Raw genomic sequence first — 25,106 nt, forward strand, 5'->3', positions numbered from 1 at the left:
CGAAAAATATTAGCTATAATTATCCCTAATATATAGAAAGTATAACACTTTTGAGTAATTTAAAATAGGAGTAGGGGGATTTATAATGAGTAATGAACAATTAGATCAGCTTCGTGATAAGCTTGACCAGATAAATTTAGAAATTTTAGAGTTAATTAATAAACGCGCTGAGTTAGTAAAAGAAACTGGTCAGGTCAAAGAAAAGCAAGGAGCTAATCGCAGCTATGACCCTGTTAGAGAACGTGATATGTTAAATCTAATCACGAAAAACAATAATGGTCCATTTGAGAATTCTACAATTGTTCATTTGTTCAAAGAAATTTTCAAAGCTGGTCTGGAATTACAAGAAGACGATCATTCAAAAGCATTACTAGTATCTCGGAAGAAGAAAGCGGAAGATACAGTAATTAATATAAATGGAGATAAATTCGGTGACGGAAACCAACATTTCATTTTTGGTCCGTGTGCTGTTGAAAGCTATGAGCAAGTAGCAGAAGTAGCTGGAGCAATCAAAAAAGAAGGCTTAAAACTTATTCGCGGCGGGGCATTTAAACCTAGAACTTCACCATATGATTTCCAAGGGTTAGGTTTTGAAGGATTGGAAATTTTAAAACGCGTATCTGAAGAGTATGGACTAGCAGTTGTAAGTGAAATTGTAAATCCGGCACATATTGAGGAAGCTATTAATTATATTGATGTTATCCAAATTGGTGCGAGAAATATGCAGAACTTCGAACTATTGAAAGCTGCTGGTGAAACGAACAAGCCTGTATTACTAAAACGCGGTATGTCTGCAACAATTTCTGATTTTATCAATGCTGCAGAGTATATTAATTCAAAAGGTAATGGACAGATCATCCTTTGTGAGCGCGGTATTAGAACATACGAGAAGGCAACAAGAAATACATTAGATATTACGGCAGTTCCAATTTTAAAACAAGAAACTCATTTACCTGTAATGGTAGACGTAACTCACTCTACTGGAAGAAGAGATTTGTTACTACCTGCTGCTAAAGCGGCATTGGCAATTGGTGCAGATGGTGTAATGGCAGAAGTACACCCAGACCCAGCTGTTGCTTTATCTGATGCAGCACAGCAAATGGATATTCCAACATTCCACAACTTTATGGATGAGTTATTGAAAAGAAATTAATCTCATTTAATATAAAATTAGTAAAAATCTGCCCCTTGCATTGTTGCAGGGGCGTTTTTCTTTTGATTTTTTATTATAAATGGCTGAATTTCGAGATAAATTATAAAAAAAGTAGAATTTTAATGGTTGTAATGTAAAAATAAACACGATTTTTGTTATAATAGTAATGATATACATATTGATTAAATTATTAAGACAATGAAAAATCGTAATGTATGCTGAAAAAAATAAACTATTTGATTGAAATAATAGATGGAGGTTTTAATAATGAATGTAACAATTTATGATGTAGCAAGGGAAGCAAATGTATCGATGGCTACGGTTTCCCGTGTGGTAAACGGAAATCCCAATGTAAAACCAGCAACACGTAAAAAAGTGTTAAATACGATCGAACGTTTAGGGTACCGCCCCAATGCTGTGGCAAGAGGGTTGGCTAGTAAGAAAACAACAACTGTTGGTGTGATCATCCCTGATATCTCCAGTATTTTCTTCTCAGAATTAGCCAGAGGAATTGATGATATTGCGACAATGTATAAATACAATATTATCTTAAGTAACTCAGATCAAAATAAGGAAAAAGAATTACGTTTAATTAATACAATGTTTGAAAAACAAGTTGATGGACTTATTTATATGGGGGCGAGTATTACAGAGGACCATGTCCAACAGTTAAAGACATCTCCAGTTCCTGTTGCGCTTGCAGCAACGATTGACCCTTCAGAAACAATACCATCTGTTAATATTGATTATGAGCAGGCAGCTTATGAAGCTACGTCATTTCTAATAACTAATGGTACAAAGCAACCAGTTTATGTAACAGGTGTAGAAGACTCTGCTGTTAGTGAAAAGAAATACCAGGGCTACGTACGCGCAATTGAAGAGTCCAATGGCTCTGTAAATGAAGAATATGTTATCAACGTAGACTTTTCTTATGAATCAGGTATAGATGCAGCTAATCAAATCCTTGAAATGAATGAACCTCCTAAAGCTATATTTGCTGCTACAGATGAATTGGCATTAGGCGTAATTCATGGACTGCAAGACAAAGGTGTAAAAGTACCTGAAGATATAGAGGTGTTCGGTTTCGATAATACACGTTTAGCTACTATGGTCCGACCGACCCTGACAACAGTTGTACAACCAATGTATGATATTGGTGCTGTGGCAATGCGTTTATTGACTAAGTTTATGAACAAGGAAAATGTTGAAGAGAAAAATGTCGTTTTACCACATCAAATTGTAAAAAGAAACTCAACAAAAGAGAATTAATGCCGATAATTTAATTGTAGGGTTTTTATACTATATAATATGGTGTTAGTATATTAAAACTAGGTATTTTGGATAAAATTTTCACAAAAGCCCTGGTTTTTACCCATAACAATGAATGTTTTTCATACATTAGGGAGAGAGAACAGATGAAGAAGAGAGATATTTTTACTCCAATCGGTATTACAGTTGGGTTTCTTATGATCATGTTTGGGATCATTTCTAGTGGTGGTATGGGAGGATTTGCTGGCTTCTTACAAGTATCTTCTATATTTATTGTACTTGGTGGTTTAGTGGCAGCATTGCTCGTTAACTTTAATATGCAACAAATAAAATCATTGAAAGATGTCTTCCAAGAAGCTTTCAAAAAAAATGAACATGACCTTCCAGAGTTGATTGCATTATTCGAGAAACTGTCAGAAAGAGCAAGGCGTGAAGGGTTACTTGCATTAGAAAATGAACTGGAAGAAGTAGACGATCCTTTTATCAAGAAAGGTGTACTGCTTGCGATCGATGGTATTGAGCCTGAAGTAATCAATGATATTATGAATGCCGAAATTGAAGCAATGGAAGAAAGGCATTTCCGTGGCAGACAAATTTTGGACAAGTCAGGGGAATATGCCCCAGCATGGGGGATGATTGGTACATTGATTGGTTTAATTTTAATGTTACGAAATTTAGAAGACCCCGCAACGTTAGGACCGAGTATGGCAGTAGCTCTGTTAACTACTTTCTACGGATCTGTTCTGGCTAACTTAGTATTTATTCCTATGTCTGGAAAGCTGGAAGCTAAAACTAATGAAGAGATATTCATAAAACAGGTAATTATTGAAGGAGTTATTGGGGTACAGTCTGGACAAAACCCCCGAATCTTAAAAGAAAAACTTAGTGCCTTTTTATCTAATAAGGTGAAAACGAAACGAAATGAAGAACAAGAAGAATTGGTGGAGGAAACGTTGAATGAGGCGTAGAAAGATAAAACAACGTTCAGAACCGAAGGGTGCGCCAAAATGGATGGTAACATATTCTGATATGATAACATTAATCCTCGTTTTTTTTATTCTGCTTTTCACAATGTCACAAATAGATGCAGAAAAGTTTAAAGAAGTGGCAGTTGCACTAAGAAGTAGTAATATCTTTGATTCAATGCCTGCTATCATGGAAGAGCAGACGATAATCAATGATGAGGCACAAGATGTTACGAAAAACAACCAGAACAACCAAGAAAATCAAAACACCACAGATAACATAGTTACTGAAAGTAGAGAAACGAATAATAATGCGACTGTAAGGGAAGAGCAAGACACACTGGACGAGCTTTTAGCAGAAGTAGATGCATATTTAAATGAAAACAATTTAAATAATGTAATATCAGCAACTAGAACAGATGAGGGAGTAGTTCTTGTGCTGCAGGAAAATGTTCTATTTGATTCAGGTGAAGCGGAAGTCTTGGACCCGGCTAAACCTTTCTTAGATAAAGTAAGTACACTTCTATCAAATATTTCGAATCAAGTCAGGGTGGAGGGACATACAGATAATCGACCGATTTCCAATTATCGTTATCCATCCAACTGGGAGTTATCTGGAGCCAGGGCGAGTAGTGTAATACGATATATACTGGAAACAAATGTATTTGATCAATCCCGTTTTATAGCAACAGGTTTTGGTGATACAAGACCAGTAGTCCCTAATGATACAGCTGAAAATTGGAGTAAAAATAGAAGAGTCGAGATTGTGATTTTAGAAGAAAATTAAATCTAAAGTGCTGATTGTTAATAGTCAGCACTTTTTCATTGTCTGAATTGATTTTTTTTGGCGAGTTTTATAAATTGAAGTACTTGGCTTAGCATTATTTCATTATTTTCTGTAATTTCTTTTCTCCTAGGTATTGGCTTATAATTATCCATAACATCATTCCAACTTTCAGGCAAAGGACAAGGTGAATCATTTTGCCATATATTTTGCCACTGTGAATTAATTATACCAGTAAATGGCTTGTTATCATTCATTATTTGCCATAATTGCGCCCATGCTCTTGGAACAACACGCCAAATATCATACCCGCCACCACCTAATGCTACCCATTTTCCGTAACAATATTGATGTGCTAATTGATGAATCTTCTTAGGAATTTCTTCATAGATTTTAGTGGTACAGTGCATGTGAGTTAGTGGATCTAAATAATGGTTGTCAACCCCATGCTGGCTAATAATAATATCTGGTTGAAAAAAATCGCAAATTTGATCTATAGAAGAGAGAAATATACTTAGAAAAGATTCATCTTCTGTAAAAGCATCAAGAGGAAAATTAAAACTATATCCGAAACCTTCTTTGATTCCTCGTTCATTTACTTTACCTGTCCCGGGATATAAGTATCTTCCAGTTTCATGGAAGGAAACAGTACAAACATTAGGATCATCATAAAAACAATGCTGTACACCATCCCCATGATGAGCATCTGTATCAATGTATAGTATTTTCCAATTATAATTTGTTCGAAGATATTTTATAGCAATAGCAATATCATTAAAGATACAAAATCCTGAAGCATGGCCAGGGAAGCCGTGATGCAGTCCTCCACCTAGATTTAATGCATGGATAACCACCTTATTCGCGACAAGCTCACAAGCTTTAATTGTTCCTTCTACCAGTGACTTTGAAGCAAAAAACATCCCTTCAAAGATCGGCGTATCCGCTGTTCCAACCCCGTATCTCTCTGGATCCTTTATCTCTTTGAGATCACTAGCCTTTTTTACAATATTTATATATTCAGCCGAGTGAACAAGTTCTAGAATTGCTTCATCCATTATGTCTGGTGCAACTATTTTTTCTTTTGGCAGTGCTTCATGGGTTTGTAATAAATCTTTCGTTAACAGAATTCTTTTCTGATTAAATGGGTGATGATCGTGGAAGGAATAGTGTAAATAATGATCTGAATAAACAAAAGCTGTTTTACATAAACTCATTATCTTCCTCCCTGGTTGGAAATATAATCTCATACTCTGTCTTTTCTATGTCTTTCATTATAATAAGTGGATTCATTGTTTGAATTCGAAATACTAACTATCTTGTATTCGCTTTGATTGGGAGAAGGGTATGTGTAAACAGATACAATTTTTATTCTTCTCCTGGAGAACAGGTTACTAACATCAGAGAGAACACCAACACGGTCAGGTACTTTTATTTCTATTTGTGTGCTGGGGCTATGAGTTCCAGTTAATTGAATAAAAGTATAAAGCATATCTTTTTCCGTTATGATTCCAACTAACTTTTTATTGGTGACAGGTAAGCAAGCAATTTCTTTTTCATAGAAAATTGCAGCAACATCCTCAAAATACTCACTTGGGTGTGTCGTTATAACTGGGCTAGTCATAATATTGTCAATTGATTGATTAAATAAGGACTGATCAACTTCTTTATCCAGCACAGAAGGACTGGCATCACGGACATCCCGATCAGAAATAATTCCAATAACATGTTGTGATTTATTAACTACAGGAATATGACGGATATGGTGTTCTTTAAATAATTTTATAGCGTCTGCAATAGAATTATTTTTACGCAAAGTAAAAACTTGTCGTTTCATTATCTCTTTTACTAACATAAGCTATACTCCTTATGAAATCTTAGTCATTTAGAAACCTAAGTTTATCAAAAAGCTGCCGGTCTTCTTCCTTTACATTTTTTCCTATTCTTACCATCAGACAGTTGGCTGGATGTGACATAATCTCTGGATCGTTGGTAGGGGCAGGTTGTAATCCACCGGCATTCATCATTTTCTCCATTATTTTTCTATATTCCCACACACTTAATTTCGTTTCATTAATATCCCAATGCCAATAGTATTCTGTTGAGATAATAATATAATTATCCATAAATGGATCCCTAACCGACAATTCAATGAGTTTAGAGCCAAGGTGTAAACCTCGGTAATCTTTTGCTATTTCAATCGCTCCGAGTTCAATTAAGTTTTTCATTTTAAAGGTTGACCATCTTTCAATTGGATCAGGGTAGAGAAAGGTAACATAACCGATGATGTTATTATCTTTTAATGCAACAATTATTCGTCCTTCATCAAGTGAAGCTATCTCTTTTAATGCTTCTAACTGTTGTAACGGCGGACGAAAAGCATCCAATTGATCATAAATCTCTAATTCATCTAATTGTTCAGGTGTAACAGGACCTTTAAGTAATATAGTACCAAAATCAGTATTCATCCTTAAAGTTAGCGCTTTCTTTTTGTGCAACAAATCGAACTATCACCTCACTTTCTTACAGTATACAATATGTAAGAAGGAAAAGAAAAGGAAGACTTCATTAATCCTGAAGTCTTCCTATCAACCTGCTATGCACTGTCATCATCAGTATTACTGTCATCATTGTCCTGATCATCACTTGGTTGTTCTTGATCATTATTTCCACTGTTATTATCAGGGGTATTGCTGCTTCCGTTATTGCCGCTATTATTACCATTATTACGGCTGTCATTATTACCATTATTACTGTTATTGTTGTTATTACCACTGCTGTTGTTGTCACCAGTATTGCTGTTGTCATTGTTCCTGTCATCATTCGTTTCTTTATTTGACGAGCTTGTCTCATCTTCTTCCACGGGAGAGAAGTTTCCAAAGGTCACTTTCTGAGATGCGGCAGATTCATTGCCATAATAATCAACTGATTTTACAATATAAACCGCATCTCGGTTAGGGACAGTAAAGCCTAGTTCAGCTGTACTGCCTATCCGTTGAAAATTCTCATCATCAGGGTTATTTGCACGATAGATTCTATATCCTACGACATCCGGACTTCCGGACCTGGACCAACTTAATGTTTGATTCGTAATCGATACATTACTAGGTGGTGTAGGAGATTTGCCATCATTAATGATGCTACTGCTGTTGATTGAATTCTGGAATTGGATCTTTAACCAACCACCAGAAGCATTAAATGGGATTAATTGTCTCATATTACTCAATCGATCATATCCCATATCTTTTAGCCATTCAGGATTAAAGATATAGCCATCACCTGCTGTGAATTCTGTTGGAGTATTATCTCCTGCCTGAAGCGCATTATCACCAACCATTACATAATTTCCTCTTAACAAGCTGTAGTCTTGTTTTGTTGGAACAAAGTTAGCATTGTATATATCAGATCTAACTAAACCTAGCTGACTGCATTCCTCAGATGGCAGCAAACCTGATGTTGCACAATAACTTCTTGAAACGATGCCGCCAGGTTGCTGGAACGGTTGTGAAGGGGCTAATAATTCAGGTCTTATCTCTGTTGCTGCATTGACCAGTTGGGCCCAAAACACATTGTTTCTAGCACTATATCCATCATCTAATGTCTGGTTATAATCATAACCCATCCAACTGCCTAATGTTACGTTTGGATTGGTTGCAACAAACCATGTATCTCGCCAATCATTCGATGTACCTGTTTTACCAGCCCAATCTACACTTGGGTTAGTGAGGGCTGATCTTGCTGCAGTAGCAGTGCCTGTTGTTAATACATCGCGCATCATATCAATCATTAAATAACTAGTTTGTGGACTGAACACTTCTACTGGGGTAGATTCGTGTTCGTATAAAACCTCGCCGTCTTTTGTTTCAATTTTTTCAATCATGTAACCATCCACGAATTTACCATTATTACCAAATGTAGCATAGGCATTGGTATTTTCCTCTACTGTCACGCCGTATAACGTACTGCCTAGTGTTACCGACATATTTTCATAATCGCTAGCGCCATCTTCGTGAGATAGTGCTTCAAATCCCATTTTTTCTAGATATTTTTCAACAGGATTTTGGTCGATAATTTTAGAGTATACCTGTAATGCGGATATGTTATGTGATTTGTATAAGGCTTCTCTAACAGATACTAGACCGTAATATCTGCCAGGGACATAGTTGTTTGGAGGAGTATCATAGCCTCGGAATGTCGTCGCCACATCTGCGACAACAGACCCCGGCTGAACAACACCCAGATCCATTGCCGGCGCGTAAGTAACAAGTGGCTTCATCGTACTCCCATTTGGTCTCCTTACATCTGTTGCATGGTTCTTTTGTGAAATAGAGAAATCTCTGCCGCCAACAAAGCTTAGTATCTTACCAGTACTATTTTCTATAAGCACACCACCGACTTGAACAGGTTGATTCCCTAAAGGAACTTCTTCGCCGGTTTCAGGGTCAATTACCATAATTGGTTTGTTATTCCGTTCATTTCTCGCTGGCTTATCGACACCGTAATTGTTATATTCTTTGGATACACGCTGGAACACATCATACAATTCTTTATCAATAGTTGAGTGAATTCTTAATCCGCTGCTTGCCAGTTCTCTAACTGCTCTAATTTCGTATTCTTCTAATAATATAGAACTATTTTTCAAGTCATCTAATGTATAACCATCTTGTTCTGCTAATGTCTCAACTAAAATGTCAGTTGCACGTTTTTTTAATTCATTAACTAAGTATGGATATTCTTCTAGAACAGATTCTTCTGGTGATTTAAAGTCTGCGATTATGTCGTAATTAATTGCTTCATCATATTCAGCTTGTGTTATATATCCTGCTTCTAACATTCTGCCTAAAACAGACTTCATTCTTGTTAAGCCAGGTTCTAACCCTTCTTCATCTTTTAGTCCGCCGCCATTTAAAAAAGGTGTGTAATAGGAGGGACTTTGGGGTAAACCAGCAATATATGCAGCCTGTGCTAAATTCAAGTCAATCGCATTGACACCGAATATCCCCTGAGCTGCTGTTTGAACTCCAGCAATGTTTTGACCGGATGAGTTGCGGCCAAATGGTACAATATTCAAGTATGCTTCTAATATTTCATCTTTTTCAAAAAATTGTTCCAAACGCAAAGCTAGAAGGATTTCTTTCGCTTTTCGTTCAAAAGATACTTCATTTGTTAAAATTTGATTTTTAATAATCTGCTGGGTAAGTGTACTACCACCTGTTTTTGTTGCTGAGTTTGTTACTTCCTGAAACACAGCGCGTAAAATTGCTTTTGGTACAATTCCATTATGTGTTTCAAAATATTCGTCCTCTGTCGCAATAACTGCATCTTGAACATATTTATTAACTTGATCTAAAGATGTTTCATCGCGCAGGAGGTCTGTACTGACTTCAGATAGAAACTGATTGTTTGCAAAATAAAACTCTGAAGTTTCTTCATAGTTATAAATAGCTGAAGTCATTTCATCTTTTGTTTGAACTTGTTCTTCATCAACTAATGATGCAAAATATCCCGCACCCAGACCACCAACAAAGAATGCTCCGATTATTGCAATAGTAATAAATAGTAACGTTATATTCCATATTATATGATAACCAATTCTGGATGTTTTCTGTATTGTCTGCTTTTTCCAAGTTGACTTTATATAATCCCAACATTTTCGCATAAGTTCTTTTATATTCATAGGTAAAACCTCCATTTCCCCAATAGATATTATATCATAACAGTCAATAAGTGGATCAATTTTCTAGCAGAAAATCATTGCATAACCATACATTTTATGTTAATAATGTATTAATAACTGCATAGTAAAATACGTTGATTGATTGAAGTAGTTACATGATTCCCTTTTACAGAGAGCTAGTGGTCGGTGGAAACTAGTAAAAAATCATGGAATGAATTACGGTCAGGAGTTTCTTCATTTGTATGAAGACGGTGTTGGTGCATCGTTAGTTCCTTAAGTGGCAATGTTTACTCATTGCAACAAGGGTGGTACCGCGAGCAATCTCGTCCCTTATTGATATGGGAGGAGTTTTTTTATGTTCTTAAAAAGCTTATATTGATAAAAGGAGTGATTATTGTGCATATTTTAGATGATTTAGCACAACGTGATTTAATACAACAAACAACTGATGATGAAGGATTAAGAAAGCATTTAGAAGATAATGTGGTCACATTGTATTGTGGGTTCGACCCAACTGCAGACAGTTTGCATATCGGTCACCTCTTACCTGTGCTAATGCTGAAAAGATTTCAAAAAGCAGGTCACAGACCAATTGCATTAATTGGCGGTGGCACTGGAATGATAGGAGATCCAAGTGGTCGTTCAACGGAAAGGTCACTCAATAGTGCAGAAGTGGTAAAAGGCTATAGTGATAGTATTAAAAAACAACTAGCGAGCATCTTGTTTTTTGATGATAGCGAAAATGGTGCGGTAGCAAGAAACAATCATGAATGGCTGTCTACCTTAACAATTATTGACTTCTTGCGGGATGTTGGGAAACATTTCAGTATTAATTACATGCTTGCAAAAGATTCGGTTGAATCCCGATTAGAAAATGGCATCTCGTTCACTGAATTTACTTACATGATCTTACAATCTTATGATTTTATGAATTTATATGAGAAAGAAAACTGTACATTACAAATTGGCGGCAGTGACCAATGGGGAAATATTACAGCAGGGATGGAATTGATCCGTCGAACTAGATCAGAACAAGGTGAAGAAGAGGCAGAAGTATATGGACTTACTGTTCCGCTTATTACAAAAAGCGATGGAACAAAATTCGGTAAGACCGCTGGAGGAGCGGTGTGGTTAGATCCTGAAAAAACAACACCATATGAATTTTATCAATTCTGGATTAATACAGATGATCGTGATGTGATCCGCTTTGTCAAATATTTTACATTCCTGGAAATGGAAGAAATTAATGAATTGGAAAAAGAGTTGGAAAGTGCTCCAGAGAAACGTGTTGCACATCGCCGTTTAGCAGAAGAAATGACGAAGCTTGTCCACGGAGAAGAAGCTTTGCAGCAAGCAGAGAAAATTACGGAAGCTTTGTTTAGCGGTGACTTAAAACGTTTAAATGCTGCAGAAATGGAGCAAGGATTTAAAGATGTGCCTTCAACAACGATGGAGGAAAAAGATATAGCTTTAGTAGATTTACTTGTTAATGCAGGAATTTCACCATCTAAACGCCAGGCACGTGAAGATATTAAAAATGGTGCAGTTTATATTAATGGGGAAAGAAACACAGAAATCAGTTATCAGATGCAAGAGACAGATCGAGTCGAAGACAGATTTACAATTATCCGCCGTGGTAAGAAAAAATACTACTTAATCCGTTACAAATAAAAAGAGAGAGGGTACAGTGATAATTGTACCCCCTCTCTTCTTTTCATTCATCAAAAGTATCATTTTGCAGGACAAACCAAAAGCAGAATATAATGGATATGATAACGACAAGAAATGGTGCGTAGAAATAAATAAACTGTTCCAAATGGTGTCCTCCTTTCTTTATTACGAAGATACCGTCCCCTAAATATCTTCTGTGATGAAATACTCACTTCATTTTATCCTTCCTTGCACATATTCTTTATTAAATAAAAACAGCTTCAGTATTAAAAACAAAGATGGAATTAATAAACAAAAACCAGCAATGAATGCAATAATTAAAGCAATTGCCATCGCTTCACTTGTAAAGCCTTCTGTAATCGTTAAGTGCGGATATAGTAAAAAAGGGTAATGGGAAATTCCATAAGCAAAGAAGGCGATCAAAAATTGACAGACTAAAACAATGAAAGCTATGCCGTAACTTTTCCTTAACCAAATAAGCAGTAATGTAATCAGGAAAAGAACAAACGAGATGGCAAACATCCACCAAAGATCCAGTAATCTGTCAAAGTGAACAGGATTATGCAGCCTTAGCTCAACGATAATCCCTGATGCTGTTATGATCGCTGGTAAGGACCAGCTTAGAGCATATCTGCGCATCAATTCTGTTGCTGGTTTATCTTGAGCCATATTCGCATACCATGTCAAAAATACTGCTGATATATACAGCACGCTTGTCAAACTTAAAATAACAATACTCCATGTTAGAGGACTTGTAAATAATGCTAGATAGTCTAAAATAATCCGTGAATCTTCTATATAAATAAATCCGCCTTCAGATATAGTCAGGACAATAGACAGGGAGGCTGGGATAAATAAACCGGAGAAGCCGTACAGGTATGTCCAGAAATTACTTTTTAACTTTCCGTAAGTTGTAAAAGCATAATAAGCACCACGAATAGCCAATAAAACAATGGAAATACTCGCTGGAACCAATAAAATCGTACCATAGTAATAGGCTGTGCTTGGGAAAAAACCAACAATCCCTACAAAGAAGAAGACAAGAAAAACATTGGTCACTTCCCATACAGGGGACAGATAGCGTTGAATGATCTTACTGATAATATGCTGCTTATTTGTTAAAACACTGTATGCATTGAAGAAGCCTGCACCAAAGTCGATTGATGCGATAATAATATAACCAAATAAGAATAGCCATAGCACAGAGATACCAATTAATTCATATGACATCATTATCCCCCACCTTTCTGGTCAGCTAATTCTCTTTCCACTGGGTTTGAGCGGAACATTCTTATTAAAACAATGGCACTTGCAATCCCAAGGATTAAATAGAGGCCAATAAATAAATACAGCATTAAATCCACTTGATTGCTTGTCGTAGCAGCATCTTCTGTTCGTAATATTCCACGTAAAACCCATGGTTGTCTGCCTACTTCAGCTAACCACCAGCCAGCTTCAATTGCGATGATACATAAAGGCCCTGATGTGACAATCAGCCACAGGAAAAATTTGCTGTGAATAAATTTCTTTCGCAAGAATTTACCGATTAAATAGACAAGTCCCAAAACAGTTACACCCATGCCTACAAGTACCATAATATTAAATAAATAGTGGATATATAGTGGTGGAATGTTTTCAGATGGGAATTGGTCTAAACCAATTACTTCTGCATTTGGGTTTCCATGCGCTAAAATACTTAAGGCATATGGAAGTTCTATTGAGTATTTCACTTCATCCCCATTTTGGAGTATGCCGAAGAGAGTAAGGGATGCTGCTTCTTCTGTTTCAAAATGCCATTCCATTGCGGCAAGTTTCTCAGGCTGGTATGCAGCCAGAAATTTCCCTGCAAAGTCTCCAATAATTGCTGCAGCAACCGAAAAAATTAACCCAACTTTTAATGTAAGCAGCAATGCTTTTTTATGGTAAATGTGATTGGAGCCTTTTAGAATTCGATAGGCACCAATTGATGCTAATACAAACGCTGCTGTCATATAGGCAGTGGCTAGAACGTGAGCAACCTTTGTTGGCATAGCAGGATTAAACATGGCAAGAATCGGATTAACATTGACCATATAACCATTTGCAAATTCAAAGCCTTGTGGCGTGTTCATAAATGAATTAACCATTGTAATGAAAATGGCAGAGAATGAGGCGCCGATTGCCACAGGAATGAGAAGAAGCATGTGTTTCCGTTGATTTTCAAAACGGTCCCATGTATATAAATAAATCCCTAAGAAAATTGCCTCAAAGAAAAACGCGAACGTCTCCATAAATAGTGGAAGGGCAATCGCGTTTCCCGCTATTTCCATAAATGTCGGCCATAGCAGATTTAATTGCAGCCCAATTGCTGTTCCTGTAACTACACCAACCGCAACGGTAATTATATATCCCCTCGTCCAACGTCTGGCTAGTAATATGTAATGCTCGTCCTGTTTTTTTATTCCTAGCCACTGTGCAAGAAAGATCATTAAAGGTACCCCGACGCCGATAGTTGCATAAATAATATGGAAAGTTAAGGTAAGTTCTGTTAGTATTCTGCTGTATAAGACTGCTTGTTCATTATCCATTAATATAATCTCCTTTATCCAAAAAACATTCTTCTAAACAGTGCTAACCCTAACAATAATGCAATAATTAACAATAAGATGACTAGCCTTTTTTCATGTTTTCGATACATAGGAAACCTCACTTTTCCCAGTTTTAAATCCTTTTAATATCTTCAACATTTCAGCTGAATTTATACCTGGATGGCCTATCTGTTTTCATTCATAGTCTTGGATAGAGCAAGATATACCAATTATTTTGTGCATTTATTTGTTTATAATTTCTACAGTACATAGTATAATCAAATTTCAGGTTTTTTTTAACATCATCCTATTGAAACGAATTTTCTTAAAACAAAAGGATAAATGATTCGGTAAACGGGTATAAGATTGTCAGAAGGGAAGTGAGAGAATGGAAGCCATAGAGAAATCTTTGATGGATATTATTGGATGGGGAAACACCATTCTATGGGATTATTTACTTATTTACTTATTATTAGGTGCAGGTATTTATTTTACTATCAGTTCAAAATTTGTTCAGTTCCGATTGTTTGGTGAAATGTTTAAAGTAATTAGAGGTGAGGCTGTTGAACAAAGTGGAAAGAGAGGGACAAATGCCTTTCAAGCTTTTAGCATTACAATTGCCTCAAGAGTTGGAACAGGGAACCTTGCTGGTGTAGCATTAGCTGTAGCAGTTGGTGGACCTGGTGCTGTCTTTTGGATGTGGGTAGTAGCATTAATCGGGATGGCAACAGCTTTTATTGAAAGCATGTTAGCACAAGTGTATAAAGAAACTGAGAAAGACGGTTTTCGAGGCGGACCAGCCTATTATATGGAAAAAGCTTTAGGCCAAAAATGGTTAGGGATTTTATTTTCGATTTTAATAACGATTTCATTCGGATTTGTTTTTAATGCATTGCAAGCAAATACTATTTCGAGTGCTGTGGAAGAAGCCTTTGATATACCTCCAATGTGGACAGGTATTGCAATAGTAATATTAGCAGGCTTAGTTGTTTTTGGCGGAATTAAACGGATTGCATCTGTTGCAGGCTTCATTGTTCCAATTATGGCTATCATTTATATGCTTGTTGCATTTTATGTGATAATTACAAATTTATCAGCAATTCCTGATGTCTTTATGTTAATTTTTAAAAATGCATTTGGTGGAATGGAAACAGTGTATGGTGGTGGAGCAGGTGCTGCCATGATGTATGGTATTCAGCGCGGATTGTTCTCAAATGAAGCTGGTATGGGGAGTGCGCCGAACGCTGCAGCAACTGCCGGTGTTAATCACCCGGTAAAACAAGGGCTTGTTCAATCATTGGCTGTATTCTTCGATACGATTGTTATCTGTAGTTTAACAGCGTTTATTGTTATTTTATATGACAACTTTTACCAATCCTCTCAGGACGGTATCCAACTGACACAAGTAGCACTAAGCCAGCATGTTGGAGATTGGGCCTCCATATTTATAGCGATAACGATTTTCTTTTTTGCATTTAGTTCAGTTATCGGAAATTACTATTATGGGGAAACAAATATTAGTTTCTTAAATCATAAAGGTATATGGTTGACAGTTTATCGTGTTTTTGTTTTAGGAATGGTTATGTTTGGATCACTGGCATCGATTCAGTTAGTGTGGGATATGGCAGATTTATTTATGGCCATGATGGCCATTGTCAACTTAATTGCAATCTTACTACTTAGCAAAATTGCTATACAAGTACTACAAGATTATACGAGACAGAAGAAACAAGGGATAGACCCTGCTTTCCATTATAAAAACGTAAAAGGACTAAAAAATATTGCGTGGTGGGGAGCGCAGGACGAGAAAAAGGAAGTAAATAAAAATTAAGCGAATTAGAAAGTGCATCTATTGACGGGTGCATTTTTTTTCGCTCTAAATAATTCCTTTACATAAGGTGGAATTAGCGCTTAGAAAAATGTTATGGTTTATCTTTCCACATTTAGGGTTATAGTTTTATATGTTGATCATACGAAGGAGGTCATTAATAAGTGATTGTCTATATTCTGCTAATTCTTATTCTTGGTATCATTTCCTTTGTGCTGACATATAGAGAGCTCGGAAGAAGTGACCCGAATTACAGGGAAAAAAGCAGATCCCATTTGAAATTCTTAACAGTGATCTATGTTATCGCAATTATTGGTTCTATAATTGCACTCATAGTTTTCGGTAGTACAACGTAATGAGCGAAACCCATTAAAAAGGAGGGAGAAGAATAATGAGTAAAGAGAATATGAGTGAAGAGATGAAAAATAAAGAGAAGATAGACAATAACGAAAGAAAAAGTGTACATGACGAAAAACGAACGGAATTGGATAAGTTTAAAAAACAACAACTGGTTGATGATATCCCGCTTGAAGATTTAAAAATCGAAGAGAGAAACAATGATGATAAAACAAATAGTCAAAGTACTTCCCAGTCAGAAAGGAAATATAAGGAGTAGAAATGACGAGATAATCAGCTGTGCTGTAAAGGGTAATAACTCTAACAGCACAGTTTTTTATTGATTTTATCTTTCTTTGATGGATATTAGTAAAGGTGGTAATGATCAAATGTATGGTGAAATATAGATGAAATTGTAACCAAAGTTTAATGGGCGAATATACTTGTTGTAGAGGGTTCAGCATTTTAAGTTTCGAAGATTACACAAAAAAGGTGGATGCATATGCCAATACAAATACATCAGGGGAGAAACAGGAATAGGGAAAAAGTGAACATTACTATCGTGATTGATGTGATTAGAGCATTTACTGTTGCTCATTATGCTTTTATAAAGGGGGCAAATCGAATCTATCTGGTAGAGACGGTAGAGCAAGCGTTTCAACTGAAGAATAATAACCCTGATTATTTACTCGCCGGAGAAGTGAACGGTTATCCCATTGAAGGATTTGATCTTGATAACTCACCATTTCATATTGCTCAAAAAGACTTAACAGGAAATATAATTGTCCAGAGAACAACAAATGGGGTCAGAGCGACATTAAATTGGCTAGATTCTGAGCATCTATTTGTGACAGGATTTTCGAATGCGAGAAAAACCGCTGAATTTATCAAAGAGAACCACATGAAAGAAGATATAGAGATAAACATTGTTGCTTCCCATCCTACTGGTGATGACGATTATGCTTGTGCGGTATACATTAAACATATCTTAGAAGAAAATGCTGACCAAATTTCAATTCATGAGGTTAAACAAAGAATACTAACATCACACGTTGCAGAAAGATTTTTTGATGAAGAGAATCATGAATTTATAAAAGAAGATGTATTATACTGTGTGAAAGAATTGGACACCGATTTTGTCATGAAAGTTAATTCTATTAGTGAAATTCCTATGATTGAGAGGGTTCAAGTATGTTAGAGACAGGATTAACGCTTCCAGTGAGGGAGGAGAAACCGAGACACAACGGATTAACCATTTTAATTGATAATGGTACTCCCTTAAATTTATTTAAAGATACAATCCAAAGTTCTAATCAATTTATTGATATGGTCAAATTTGGCTGGGGAACATCACTTGTAACCCGTTTTTTACCACAAAAAGTTAACTGGTTAAGGGAGCAGGGGATTGATTTCTTTTTTGGCGGAACATTATTCGAAAAATTTCTTAGTCAAGACAAAGTAGAAGAGTACCATGATTTTTGTAAGGAAATGGAATGTAGATATGTAGAAATATCTAATGGAACATTAGCTATTCCTAACAGTGAAAAGGCAATATTTATTAAGTACTTTTCCGAAGATTTTACTGTTTTAAGCGAGGTAGGAAACAAAGATATATCGCAAGCGAACCAGCAGGATTCAACGGAATGGCTGGAGAATATTCGAGAAGATATAGATGCTGGAGCATTTAAAGTGATGACAGAAGCCAGGGAGAGCGGTACGAGCGGAATTTGTGGTGGAGATGGTGAAATAAGAATGGATATTTTTGAACTAATTAAATCATCCGAAATTCCTCTTGAACGGTTAATCTTTGAAGCACCAAATAAAAAGATGCAAGCTTTTTTTATCGAACATGTTGGTACCAATGTAAATTTGGCAAACATTGCTTTCTCGGATGTAATTTCACTGGAAACACTACGCCTGGGATTGCGCTCTGATACTTTTAATTTGTAATATTATGGCCATCATTTTAAGGAGGGAAACTTGTGCGAAAAACAAATAAAGTATTTCACTTAGCTATTCCATGTAAAGATTTAGAAGAAACGGCTGATTTTTATAAAAAACTTGGCTGTCAATTGGCTAGAAGATATGATGATCGCGTTACATTCGACTTTTTTGGTGATCAGGTGGTATGCCATCTAAGCCCGGAAGATGTTGATGAAAAACCAAAAATGTATCCACGTCATTATGGTATAACTTTTTTAGATAAAGAGGAATATGACAAAACATTAGAATATGCAGTAAAGGAAGAGCTTCCTTTCTTTCATGAGCCAATGGTACGATTTAAAGGAAGACAAGAGGAACATATGACCTTCTTTTTAATTGATCCAGCGAACAACTTACTGGAATTTAAGTACTATCATGATCCTTTTATGGTCTATTAAAACACACACGGTTTGTCACTTGTCTGTTCTTTAGCCAAGTGACAAACATTTTCGGTTCTTTTTATCTTTCTGAATTAATAGGTTGTGTAGTAGGTATCCGAATAGTTACGCTTAAGGAGCATTATTATGAGATTAAGGCCTATATTGAAAAAAAGTGGACTAGTTATACTTGGGGGAATATGTCAGGGATTTGGTATGGGGTTATTCTTGTTCCCGAACGCTATTCCTTCTGGTGGTGCTGGAGGAATAGCCATCTTATTAAACTATTGGTTTTCAATGAATGTGGGGTTTGCTCTTTGGATTGTAAACTTCACCTTAATGATGGCAGGGATAAGTTATCTTGGCAAACGATTTACTTTGTGGACATTTATCAGTATTACAATTACTTCCGCCGCAATTGATTTTTTTGAAAACTTTCTATATGTACCTGATCGGTATCTTATCATTGATCTTATAGTAGGATCCTTTTTTCTGGGGATCGGTATTGGAATATTAATGCGCAATAATGTTTCTAATGGCGGGGTAGGAGTTATTGCAGTAATGATCTCACATTGGAAAGGTATCCTCCCAGGAAAGCCGCTCTTTTACATAAATGTGTTTATTTTTATTTTCACCTCTGTAGTTATTAGTTTACACATAATAGTCCTGGCATTAATCAGCCAATGGATTTCAACAACAGTAGTTGATTTGGTTTGCCGTTTACAAGTTGAACGGCCTTATAGCCTTGCTTTAAGAAAGAAACGCTGATATCTTGGAAAAACGGTCAGTATTAGGTAAATGGTTATTAAAAGAAAGAAGAGAAATGTTCAAGCTTTTCTCAAAACTTTACTTATTTCTCTTGGTAAATGATTAATTAAACATATTTGTAGCGAACTTTCGTCTCTTTATTCTTCTTCCCGTCTTTGCCTTTAACATGTACTAGAAGGAGGACAAGCAAACCAACGAGTAATGTCAATGTTGCAATGGAGACAAACATTCCGGTTCTGCTCCAATCCATTAGACGTGAAAAGATTGGCGGGCCTAACGCAACTCCCAGAAATCGGACAGAGCCATATAGTGAAGTGACAAAACCCCTTCTTTCCTTGCCGACAGCCCCAGTAATTAAACTATTGACACCAGGCAAAATTAATCCTGCACCGATACTGCTAAGAGCCAAAACTAAGAGAAAAGGAACAATCTTTTCTAAAAATACTAGTGACACATAGGATAATGTCATAAGACCGAATCCAATAATTTGCAATCTCTTTATTTTTTCAAAATTCTTTCCGATTTTGCTCCCGGTTATATAGGAAGTTGTTACCATAATAAGTAATGGAATTGCCAGGATTAATCCTTTCCAGACTCCGTCAATCGAATATTTGGATTCTAATGTATCTGATAGAAAAAATAATATTCCAAACAAGGTGAATAAGCATGTTCCACCAGCTAAATAAACAGTGAACAACCATCTTCCTTCATGTTTAAATACACTGAATAATCCCCTTACATATTTTCTGAAAGGGGGTGGAGCCTGACGGTTGCTTTTTTCTTTGATAAAAAATATAACAAGTAATAGTGAAACGAGACATATTGCCGGAAATGCGAAGAATACAGAGTGCCATACGATAAGTCCAAGAAGTGCTCCTATTATTGGCGAAAGTACTTTTCCAAGGCCATTTGATGCTTCAAAAATACCTAATACCCGGCTTTGTTCTCCGCCCTTGAACAGATCTCCAGTTAATGCCATCGCAACAGGAGCCGTACCTGCCGCACCAATCCCTTGTATTGTTCGACCAACAAGTATCCAAGTATAGGCATTGGAAAAGAAAGCTGCAGCTGATCCTGCTAGTAATCCACCAAGGCCAAATAAAATTAACGATGGAATGATAATGACCTTTCGCGAAAATCGATCAGACAGATAACCGACAATCGGAATAAAGATTGCTCCGGCTATAGAAAAAACGGTTATTGTCAAACTTACTTGCATTTGTGAAATCTTTAATGCAGACTTCATGGCAGGGAATACCGGGATTAGCATGGAATTTCCGAGTGTCATAATAAGGGGAATAGACCCAATTGCAGCAATAATTTTGCCTTTATTTTTCGAATTCAACAGTCTTCTACTCCTTACTCTAGCAAAGTTAAATTATTTGATATTTAATGGTGGCAATGTAAGCCAGCCTTTTTCTTTCATTATTTGCAGCAATTTTACTTCGTTTTCTTCTTTTTGTGTATGGAAATCCCCGAACATTGACCGAATGTCTTCACGAATAGCCACTCCCATAATGTAGCTGCACAAAACCTTTCCTGTCATTAGTTCCTTTTGAACAAGAATGGCAAGCTCTGGATCATTAAAGCGAGCACCTGCGGGGATATCTTGTAATTCTACATTTGGGCGATCAGGCGGGGCTGGTGGTAAACGAATACCAGTTTCTTTTAATAATGTTTCTACCTGTTGTACTTCTTGAGTAAAACCACTTTCAAGAAGGTCTTCAAAGAATGCTTTTAAATCATTATCTCCGGTATGATTGATAAATACTTGCATTGTAACTAATGATCCCTTTGTACTATATAAGTAGGACCATAGATGATAAATTTCACCTGAATGGAGTGGTTCCTCTTCTGGTTTGCCATTTAACATTGCCATAATAAAGCCTCCTCTTCATTTTTCAATATATCTTTAACAAATTCGGGAAAAAATATGTTATCAAACAATATAATTTTTAGGGAAGAGGAAGAATTACGGGAGAAAAACGGCCCATAAAAAAAACCACTCTGCCTCTGATAGAACACGAGGCAGGAGTGGTTTTAAATTTTAATATAAAAAGGTATCTAGTTAGATCGTATTTTTGTCTAACTGCTTTTTACCCCATACAGGATACATCCAACACCAAAAAAGATCCAAAAAAACTTTTTTACCGAAAGTTGGTCAGCAATCCCAAACAAACCTATCGCTGTTGTCAAAAGAAGTACAAGTGGGCCAATAAAAGCGAGAGAACTATTAATAATGATTGCTTTTTCTACATCATTAAATCGAATCATCATAAACGCGGCAAAGAGTTCAATACAACCAGACAGTATTCTTAAGAAAGCCATTCCGAGAACGATTTTTTCTAATAGAACAAACATAATTTTCCTCCATATATATTTATTGTTCTTTTATTTATATGCACGGCTTGTACAAGTAAGGACTAGAGAGGTGTAAAATATAGGATTGATTTATTAAAAAAATGACGGTGAATATTTTGAAATATTGATCTTCTTACATGAATTTACAGAATTTTAACATAGCCATTATATTTGTTTAATATAACTTTTCTATACTGAAAATTAGTGTGAAATAAGTACTCTATTTTTTAAACCTTTTCTAAGAGATTCAATAGAAGGAGAAGATGATTAGTTGGAATGTAAATTGCATTTTTAATTTGTGGCGCAGAATGCTTTACTGTCAGTTCGGTTTGCGGATAACGGCACTGGTAAGTGGAGCGTGTAAAATGATATTGTGCAATAGACCATGATTTGAATAAAAGTTAGGGGGCAAAGTGATATTCCACAATATATTTGTAATTTACCTTCTCCTTAATAGAGTAATAAACACATGATCAAACCGTACATATAATCATTACTGATTGAACTTTCAGTATAATATTAAAGTAGAAATTTATCTAAATGTGCGGAATTAATTTGAAAAGGGAGAAAAAGTATGAATTTTATCAGAAGACAATTAATAAGGTCAATAGCAATACTTTTAATGCTGACAATGATTTGTTCTATGCTTCCTGTTCAGGCAGCCAGTCAACTTTCTGATTTGGAGGGGAACTTTGCAGAAGATCAAATTCAAACATGGATTGATAAAGACTTAATTAAAGGATACCCTGATGGTTCTTTCAAACCTAATAAATTAATTACCAGAGCGGAATTTATGAGTCTGGTTAACAGGGCTTTTGGGTATACCAAAGAGTCTGAAGTAAGTTTTAAAGATGTTTCTAAAGATGCTTGGTATTACAAAGACATATCCAAAGCTTTAGAAGCGGGATATTTGCATGGTTATCAGGATAATACTATCAAGCCTCAAAATGCCATTACACGGCAGGAAGCGGCAAAAATCATAGCAGTAATTACCAACTTGAGTGAGGATGAAGAATCAGCTGATTTATTTAAAGATTCATCATCTATATCAGCTTGGAGTAAGGGGTTTGTAGGTGGTGTTTTAGCTGAAAATCTAATGATCGGGTATCCAGATGGAAGTTTTAAACCTCTTAATAATATTACTCGTGCAGAAGTAGTTGTTGCATTAAATACTGCTTTAGAAACATATGGGGTTTCGAAACCATCTAAACCAGTGGGAACTACTAATATACTTAATGTGGATATTCCTGAAGTGGAACAGCCTTTACCAGTAGTGGAAAATGGTGAAAATGCTGCTGATCCTGCCTTAAAGAATATTGCTGCGACTAATCCTTTTATCAAAGTTTTAGACGGGTTCGATCAAATATGGTCATTGAATCAGCCAGATTGGAGAGACGGAACAGCGTTAACTGAACCAGGTGCAAATGATGAGGTTGCGAATTATGGTGACGGACCTACTGTTTATTTTGACGGATATAAGAATGATGAAACAAAAGTTGTAGCAGATAAGAAAACATATGCTAACGAGGAAATCAGAGATAAAGAGACCTGGGTGGCAAACATTAAATATGTAGAAAATGTTACCAAAAACAGAACAGATGAAGAGGCATTAGCAGCCTATTATGATGACCAAAGAGATAAGATATATAGTGTGATGGATGCTTACGGGCCTTTAGCTAATACTTACGTAGAGGCAGTTAACCCAATAACAAGTGTTGTAAGATCAACGGAGGATATGAATAAGGTACTGGAAGAAATGACTGTTGAAGATCAAAGTCAGGGAATGGGAGAATGGAAGGAATCAGAACTTTCCGATGCGATGGATTTAGTTCATTTAATAAGATTTAGAAATCCTTCCTCGTCAAGCCCTTCTAAGTACTTTTTCTCTTCTCCAAGACCGTACAGAATGAATTCCAATGGAGAAGTGAAAGAAGTTGTTGATGAGAATGGTTTACCTGTTTGGGAAACAATCGGCAGTGGAGAAAGTGTAGTAGAAGAATTACCTTCAGGTGGAAAAAAAGAAACAGGGGAAAAACATTTCCAACAATATGAAACAAATGTTGAAGTAATTCCAGCACTAGAATATGTAAGAAGAAAAGCTGAAGATGGAAGAGGAAAAGACGGAGCATTCCCAAGTGGCCACACAAGTGCAGCCTATTTATCATCATTTGGTTTTGCATACGCCACTCCGGAAAGATATTCCGAATTTTTAACCAGAGCAGCTCAAATGGGAGAAAATCGTATAGTAACTGGTATGCACTCGCCACTTGATGTAATTGGTGGCAGAATCCAGTCTACAGCAATGACAGCATATGCATTTAATAAAGCAGAAAACAAGGAAGTATTAGAGAAGGCTTATGAAAATGCTGGAGAGGTATTCGGTGAATTAGCTGAATCTAATAACATGAGCTTGTACGAATATGCACATACAGTAACAGAGGATTATACGTTTGAAAGTGCGTATGATGAACAAAAATGGGAAGATCATGACGCAAATAAAGCCTTTTATCGAGAAAAACTTACTTATGGATTGCCTCAAACAGGTACAAAAGGATTAGAACCAGTAGTGCCTGAAGGAGCAGAAGTTTTATTAGAAACCCGCCAACCTTATTTGACCGATCAACAACGAAGAGAAGTATTATATACTACAGAAATTGAATCAGGCTACCCTGTTATTGATGCATCAAACGGTTGGGGCAGAATCGATTTGGTTACAGCAGCAGATGGATATGGTGCGTTTTTAAGCAATGTAACAGTAAATATGGATGCTTCAAAAGGAAGATTTAATGCTCATGATTGGTGGAGAAATGATATCACAGGCAGTGGTATGCTTACGAAACAAGGCACTGGAATGCTGACATTAACTGGAGATAATAGTTATACAGGAGGAACATTGCTGCAAGAAGGAACGTTAGAAGCTGCATCGACGACTGCTTTTGGTAAAGGTGATCTTTATTTAGAAAACGGGACAGTTTTAGTTAATGTAGATGGAACACTACATTTAAATGGCAATTTTACGGTCGAAGCAGGAAATTTAGATATTACAATGGATGATGACAGCAGTCAACTAAATGTGGATGGACTGGTATACCTTGATGGTGGGAATTTGAATTTAGACCTTTCTAATTTCGAAGTAGAAGATGTGAAAGACTTTACTTTAATTACTGCCAATAAGGTGAAAGGTAAATTTGATAATGTAACTGCTAATGGTTACAATGTAAGTGTTACTTATGAAGATAACAGTGTGATTGCACATATTGAAGCAAAATAATGAGTAATTGATATACCATAATAATAGGCTGTCGACTTTGGTCGGCAGCCTTTCTTGCTAGCCAGACATGGATACTTTTAATAGATGAAAGTTTAAGTG

General features: G+C 36.2%; 23 protein-coding genes and 1 other annotated feature. Of the genes, 13 read left to right on the forward strand and 10 right to left on the reverse strand.

Annotated elements, in window-relative coordinates; genetic code table 11:
• Window positions 1-85 precede the first annotated feature (85 nt).
• The 4 genes from ACFOY7_RS11170 (at window position 86) to motS (ending at window position 4,174) form a co-directional block, all read left to right on the forward strand.
• Window positions 86-1,153 carry a bifunctional 3-deoxy-7-phosphoheptulonate synthase/chorismate mutase gene (locus ACFOY7_RS11170; protein ID WP_390252161.1) on the forward strand — a complete coding sequence of 356 codons (1,068 nt, stop codon included), beginning with the start codon at window positions 86-88 and terminating at the stop codon, window positions 1,151-1,153.
• A 267-nt stretch (window positions 1,154-1,420) separates the two neighbouring features.
• Window positions 1,421-2,422, forward strand: a complete 1,002-nt coding sequence (ccpA, locus tag ACFOY7_RS11175; protein WP_390252162.1) for a catabolite control protein A — start codon at window positions 1,421-1,423, stop codon at window positions 2,420-2,422.
• A gap of 146 nt (window positions 2,423-2,568) precedes the next feature.
• The gene (motP, locus tag ACFOY7_RS11180; protein ID WP_390252163.1) at window positions 2,569-3,390 is read left to right on the forward strand and encodes a flagellar motor protein MotP; all 822 of its coding nucleotides are present in this window, start codon (window positions 2,569-2,571) and stop codon (window positions 3,388-3,390) included.
• Window positions 3,380-4,174: a flagellar motor protein MotS gene (gene motS / locus ACFOY7_RS11185; RefSeq protein WP_390252164.1), complete on the forward strand. Its 795-nt coding sequence runs from the start codon at window positions 3,380-3,382 to the stop codon at window positions 4,172-4,174. The genes motP and motS overlap by 11 nt, the downstream gene beginning before the upstream one ends.
• Window positions 4,175-4,209: 35 nt before the next feature.
• Here motS and ACFOY7_RS11190 read toward each other — a convergent pair whose 3' ends face one another.
• The 4 genes from ACFOY7_RS11190 to ACFOY7_RS11205 form a co-directional block, all read right to left on the reverse strand.
• Window positions 4,210-5,385: an acetoin utilization protein AcuC gene (locus ACFOY7_RS11190; protein WP_390252165.1), complete on the reverse strand. Its 1,176-nt coding sequence runs from the start codon at window positions 5,383-5,385 to the stop codon at window positions 4,210-4,212.
• 29 nt (window positions 5,386-5,414) lie between these two features.
• Window positions 5,415-6,023, reverse strand: coding sequence for a CBS and ACT domain-containing protein (locus ACFOY7_RS11195; protein ID WP_390252166.1), 609 nt, complete (start codon window positions 6,021-6,023; stop codon window positions 5,415-5,417).
• A gap of 22 nt (window positions 6,024-6,045) precedes the next feature.
• Complete coding sequence (locus ACFOY7_RS11200; RefSeq protein ID WP_390252167.1) at window positions 6,046-6,669, reverse strand: GNAT family N-acetyltransferase; 624 nt, start codon at window positions 6,667-6,669, stop codon at window positions 6,046-6,048.
• 95 nt (window positions 6,670-6,764) lie between these two features.
• A complete protein-coding gene (locus tag ACFOY7_RS11205; protein ID WP_390252168.1) occupies window positions 6,765-9,845 on the reverse strand; it encodes a transglycosylase domain-containing protein in 3,081 nt (1,026 codons plus the stop codon).
• Window positions 9,846-9,970: 125 nt separating this feature from the next.
• Window positions 9,971-10,179 (forward strand) — a binding site (T-box leader).
• Between the two features lie 62 nt (window positions 10,180-10,241).
• Here ACFOY7_RS11205 and tyrS point away from each other — a divergent pair.
• Window positions 10,242-11,516, forward strand: a complete 1,275-nt coding sequence (gene tyrS, locus ACFOY7_RS11210) for a tyrosine--tRNA ligase (protein ID WP_390252169.1) — start codon at window positions 10,242-10,244, stop codon at window positions 11,514-11,516.
• A 43-nt stretch (window positions 11,517-11,559) separates the two neighbouring features.
• Here tyrS and cydS read toward each other — a convergent pair whose 3' ends face one another.
• The 3 genes from cydS to ACFOY7_RS11225 form a co-directional block, all read right to left on the reverse strand.
• Complete coding sequence (gene cydS / locus ACFOY7_RS11215; protein ID WP_390252170.1) at window positions 11,560-11,661, reverse strand: cytochrome bd oxidase small subunit CydS family protein; 102 nt, start codon at window positions 11,659-11,661, stop codon at window positions 11,560-11,562.
• 68 nt (window positions 11,662-11,729) lie between these two features.
• Complete coding sequence (locus tag ACFOY7_RS11220) at window positions 11,730-12,746, reverse strand: cytochrome d ubiquinol oxidase subunit II (protein WP_390252171.1); 1,017 nt, start codon at window positions 12,744-12,746, stop codon at window positions 11,730-11,732.
• 2 nt (window positions 12,747-12,748) lie between these two features.
• Window positions 12,749-14,083 carry a cytochrome ubiquinol oxidase subunit I gene (locus tag ACFOY7_RS11225; protein WP_390252172.1) on the reverse strand — a complete coding sequence of 445 codons (1,335 nt, stop codon included), beginning with the start codon at window positions 14,081-14,083 and terminating at the stop codon, window positions 12,749-12,751.
• A 388-nt stretch (window positions 14,084-14,471) separates the two neighbouring features.
• Between ACFOY7_RS11225 and ACFOY7_RS11230 the strand changes: the two genes are divergently transcribed.
• From ACFOY7_RS11230 to ACFOY7_RS11260, 7 genes are all read left to right on the forward strand, one after another.
• Window positions 14,472-15,914, forward strand: coding sequence for an alanine/glycine:cation symporter family protein (locus ACFOY7_RS11230; RefSeq protein WP_390252173.1), 1,443 nt, complete (start codon window positions 14,472-14,474; stop codon window positions 15,912-15,914).
• 161 nt (window positions 15,915-16,075) lie between these two features.
• On the forward strand, window positions 16,076-16,267 hold the full coding sequence (locus ACFOY7_RS11235) for a hypothetical protein (protein WP_390252174.1): 192 nt from the start codon (window positions 16,076-16,078) through the stop codon (window positions 16,265-16,267).
• Window positions 16,268-16,302: 35 nt separating this feature from the next.
• On the forward strand, window positions 16,303-16,527 hold the full coding sequence (locus ACFOY7_RS11240) for a hypothetical protein (protein ID WP_390252175.1): 225 nt from the start codon (window positions 16,303-16,305) through the stop codon (window positions 16,525-16,527).
• A 222-nt stretch (window positions 16,528-16,749) separates the two neighbouring features.
• Window positions 16,750-17,445: a 2-phosphosulfolactate phosphatase gene (locus ACFOY7_RS11245; RefSeq protein WP_390252176.1), complete on the forward strand. Its 696-nt coding sequence runs from the start codon at window positions 16,750-16,752 to the stop codon at window positions 17,443-17,445.
• On the forward strand, window positions 17,439-18,197 hold the full coding sequence (locus tag ACFOY7_RS11250) for a phosphosulfolactate synthase (RefSeq protein WP_390252177.1): 759 nt from the start codon (window positions 17,439-17,441) through the stop codon (window positions 18,195-18,197). Before ACFOY7_RS11245 ends, ACFOY7_RS11250 begins: the two co-directional genes overlap by 7 nt.
• Before the next feature lie 32 nt (window positions 18,198-18,229).
• Complete coding sequence (locus tag ACFOY7_RS11255) at window positions 18,230-18,628, forward strand: VOC family protein (protein ID WP_390252178.1); 399 nt, start codon at window positions 18,230-18,232, stop codon at window positions 18,626-18,628.
• 126 nt (window positions 18,629-18,754) lie between these two features.
• Window positions 18,755-19,375, forward strand: coding sequence for a YitT family protein (locus ACFOY7_RS11260; protein ID WP_390252179.1), 621 nt, complete (start codon window positions 18,755-18,757; stop codon window positions 19,373-19,375).
• A 106-nt stretch (window positions 19,376-19,481) separates the two neighbouring features.
• Here ACFOY7_RS11260 and ACFOY7_RS11265 read toward each other — a convergent pair whose 3' ends face one another.
• The 3 genes from ACFOY7_RS11265 to ACFOY7_RS11275 form a co-directional block, all read right to left on the reverse strand.
• On the reverse strand, window positions 19,482-20,663 hold the full coding sequence (locus tag ACFOY7_RS11265; protein ID WP_390254063.1) for an MFS transporter: 1,182 nt from the start codon (window positions 20,661-20,663) through the stop codon (window positions 19,482-19,484).
• A 90-nt stretch (window positions 20,664-20,753) separates the two neighbouring features.
• Complete coding sequence (locus ACFOY7_RS11270; protein ID WP_390252180.1) at window positions 20,754-21,254, reverse strand: DUF3231 family protein; 501 nt, start codon at window positions 21,252-21,254, stop codon at window positions 20,754-20,756.
• 206 nt (window positions 21,255-21,460) lie between these two features.
• A complete protein-coding gene (locus ACFOY7_RS11275; RefSeq protein ID WP_390252181.1) occupies window positions 21,461-21,736 on the reverse strand; it encodes a YqhV family protein in 276 nt (91 codons plus the stop codon).
• A 574-nt stretch (window positions 21,737-22,310) separates the two neighbouring features.
• Here ACFOY7_RS11275 and ACFOY7_RS11280 point away from each other — a divergent pair.
• Window positions 22,311-25,007: an S-layer homology domain-containing protein gene (locus ACFOY7_RS11280; protein WP_390252182.1), complete on the forward strand. Its 2,697-nt coding sequence runs from the start codon at window positions 22,311-22,313 to the stop codon at window positions 25,005-25,007.
• Window positions 25,008-25,106: the final 99 nt, after the last annotated feature.

The sequence above is a fragment of the Gracilibacillus xinjiangensis genome (assembly GCF_042651765.1).
Taxonomy (GTDB): domain Bacteria; phylum Bacillota; class Bacilli; order Bacillales; family Amphibacillaceae; genus Gracilibacillus; species Gracilibacillus xinjiangensis.

What these genes read in the sequence shown, in the direction of transcription:
- ACFOY7_RS11170 (WP_390252161.1), top strand. Translation starts at nt 86, where the DNA reads ATGAGTAATGAACAATTAGATCAGCTTCGTGATAAGCTTGACCAGATA.
- ccpA (WP_390252162.1), top strand. Translation starts at nt 1,421, where the DNA reads ATGAATGTAACAATTTATGATGTAGCAAGGGAAGCAAATGTATCGATG.
- motP (WP_390252163.1), top strand. Translation starts at nt 2,569, where the DNA reads ATGAAGAAGAGAGATATTTTTACTCCAATCGGTATTACAGTTGGGTTT.
- motS (WP_390252164.1), top strand. Translation starts at nt 3,380, where the DNA reads ATGAGGCGTAGAAAGATAAAACAACGTTCAGAACCGAAGGGTGCGCCA.
- ACFOY7_RS11190 (WP_390252165.1), bottom strand. Translation starts at nt 5,385, where the DNA reads ATGAGTTTATGTAAAACAGCTTTTGTTTATTCAGATCATTATTTACAC.
- ACFOY7_RS11195 (WP_390252166.1), bottom strand. Translation starts at nt 6,023, where the DNA reads ATGTTAGTAAAAGAGATAATGAAACGACAAGTTTTTACTTTGCGTAAA.
- ACFOY7_RS11205 (WP_390252168.1), bottom strand. Translation starts at nt 9,845, where the DNA reads ATGAATATAAAAGAACTTATGCGAAAATGTTGGGATTATATAAAGTCA.
- ACFOY7_RS11220 (WP_390252171.1), bottom strand. Translation starts at nt 12,746, where the DNA reads ATGTCATATGAATTAATTGGTATCTCTGTGCTATGGCTATTCTTATTT.
- ACFOY7_RS11225 (WP_390252172.1), bottom strand. Translation starts at nt 14,083, where the DNA reads ATGGATAATGAACAAGCAGTCTTATACAGCAGAATACTAACAGAACTT.
- ACFOY7_RS11230 (WP_390252173.1), top strand. Translation starts at nt 14,472, where the DNA reads ATGGAAGCCATAGAGAAATCTTTGATGGATATTATTGGATGGGGAAAC.
- ACFOY7_RS11240 (WP_390252175.1), top strand. Translation starts at nt 16,303, where the DNA reads ATGAGTAAAGAGAATATGAGTGAAGAGATGAAAAATAAAGAGAAGATA.
- ACFOY7_RS11245 (WP_390252176.1), top strand. Translation starts at nt 16,750, where the DNA reads ATGCCAATACAAATACATCAGGGGAGAAACAGGAATAGGGAAAAAGTG.
- ACFOY7_RS11250 (WP_390252177.1), top strand. Translation starts at nt 17,439, where the DNA reads ATGTTAGAGACAGGATTAACGCTTCCAGTGAGGGAGGAGAAACCGAGA.
- ACFOY7_RS11260 (WP_390252179.1), top strand. Translation starts at nt 18,755, where the DNA reads ATGAGATTAAGGCCTATATTGAAAAAAAGTGGACTAGTTATACTTGGG.
- ACFOY7_RS11265 (WP_390254063.1), bottom strand. Translation starts at nt 20,663, where the DNA reads ATGACACTCGGAAATTCCATGCTAATCCCGGTATTCCCTGCCATGAAG.
- ACFOY7_RS11270 (WP_390252180.1), bottom strand. Translation starts at nt 21,254, where the DNA reads ATGGCAATGTTAAATGGCAAACCAGAAGAGGAACCACTCCATTCAGGT.
- ACFOY7_RS11275 (WP_390252181.1), bottom strand. Translation starts at nt 21,736, where the DNA reads ATGTTTGTTCTATTAGAAAAAATCGTTCTCGGAATGGCTTTCTTAAGA.
- ACFOY7_RS11280 (WP_390252182.1), top strand. Translation starts at nt 22,311, where the DNA reads ATGAATTTTATCAGAAGACAATTAATAAGGTCAATAGCAATACTTTTA.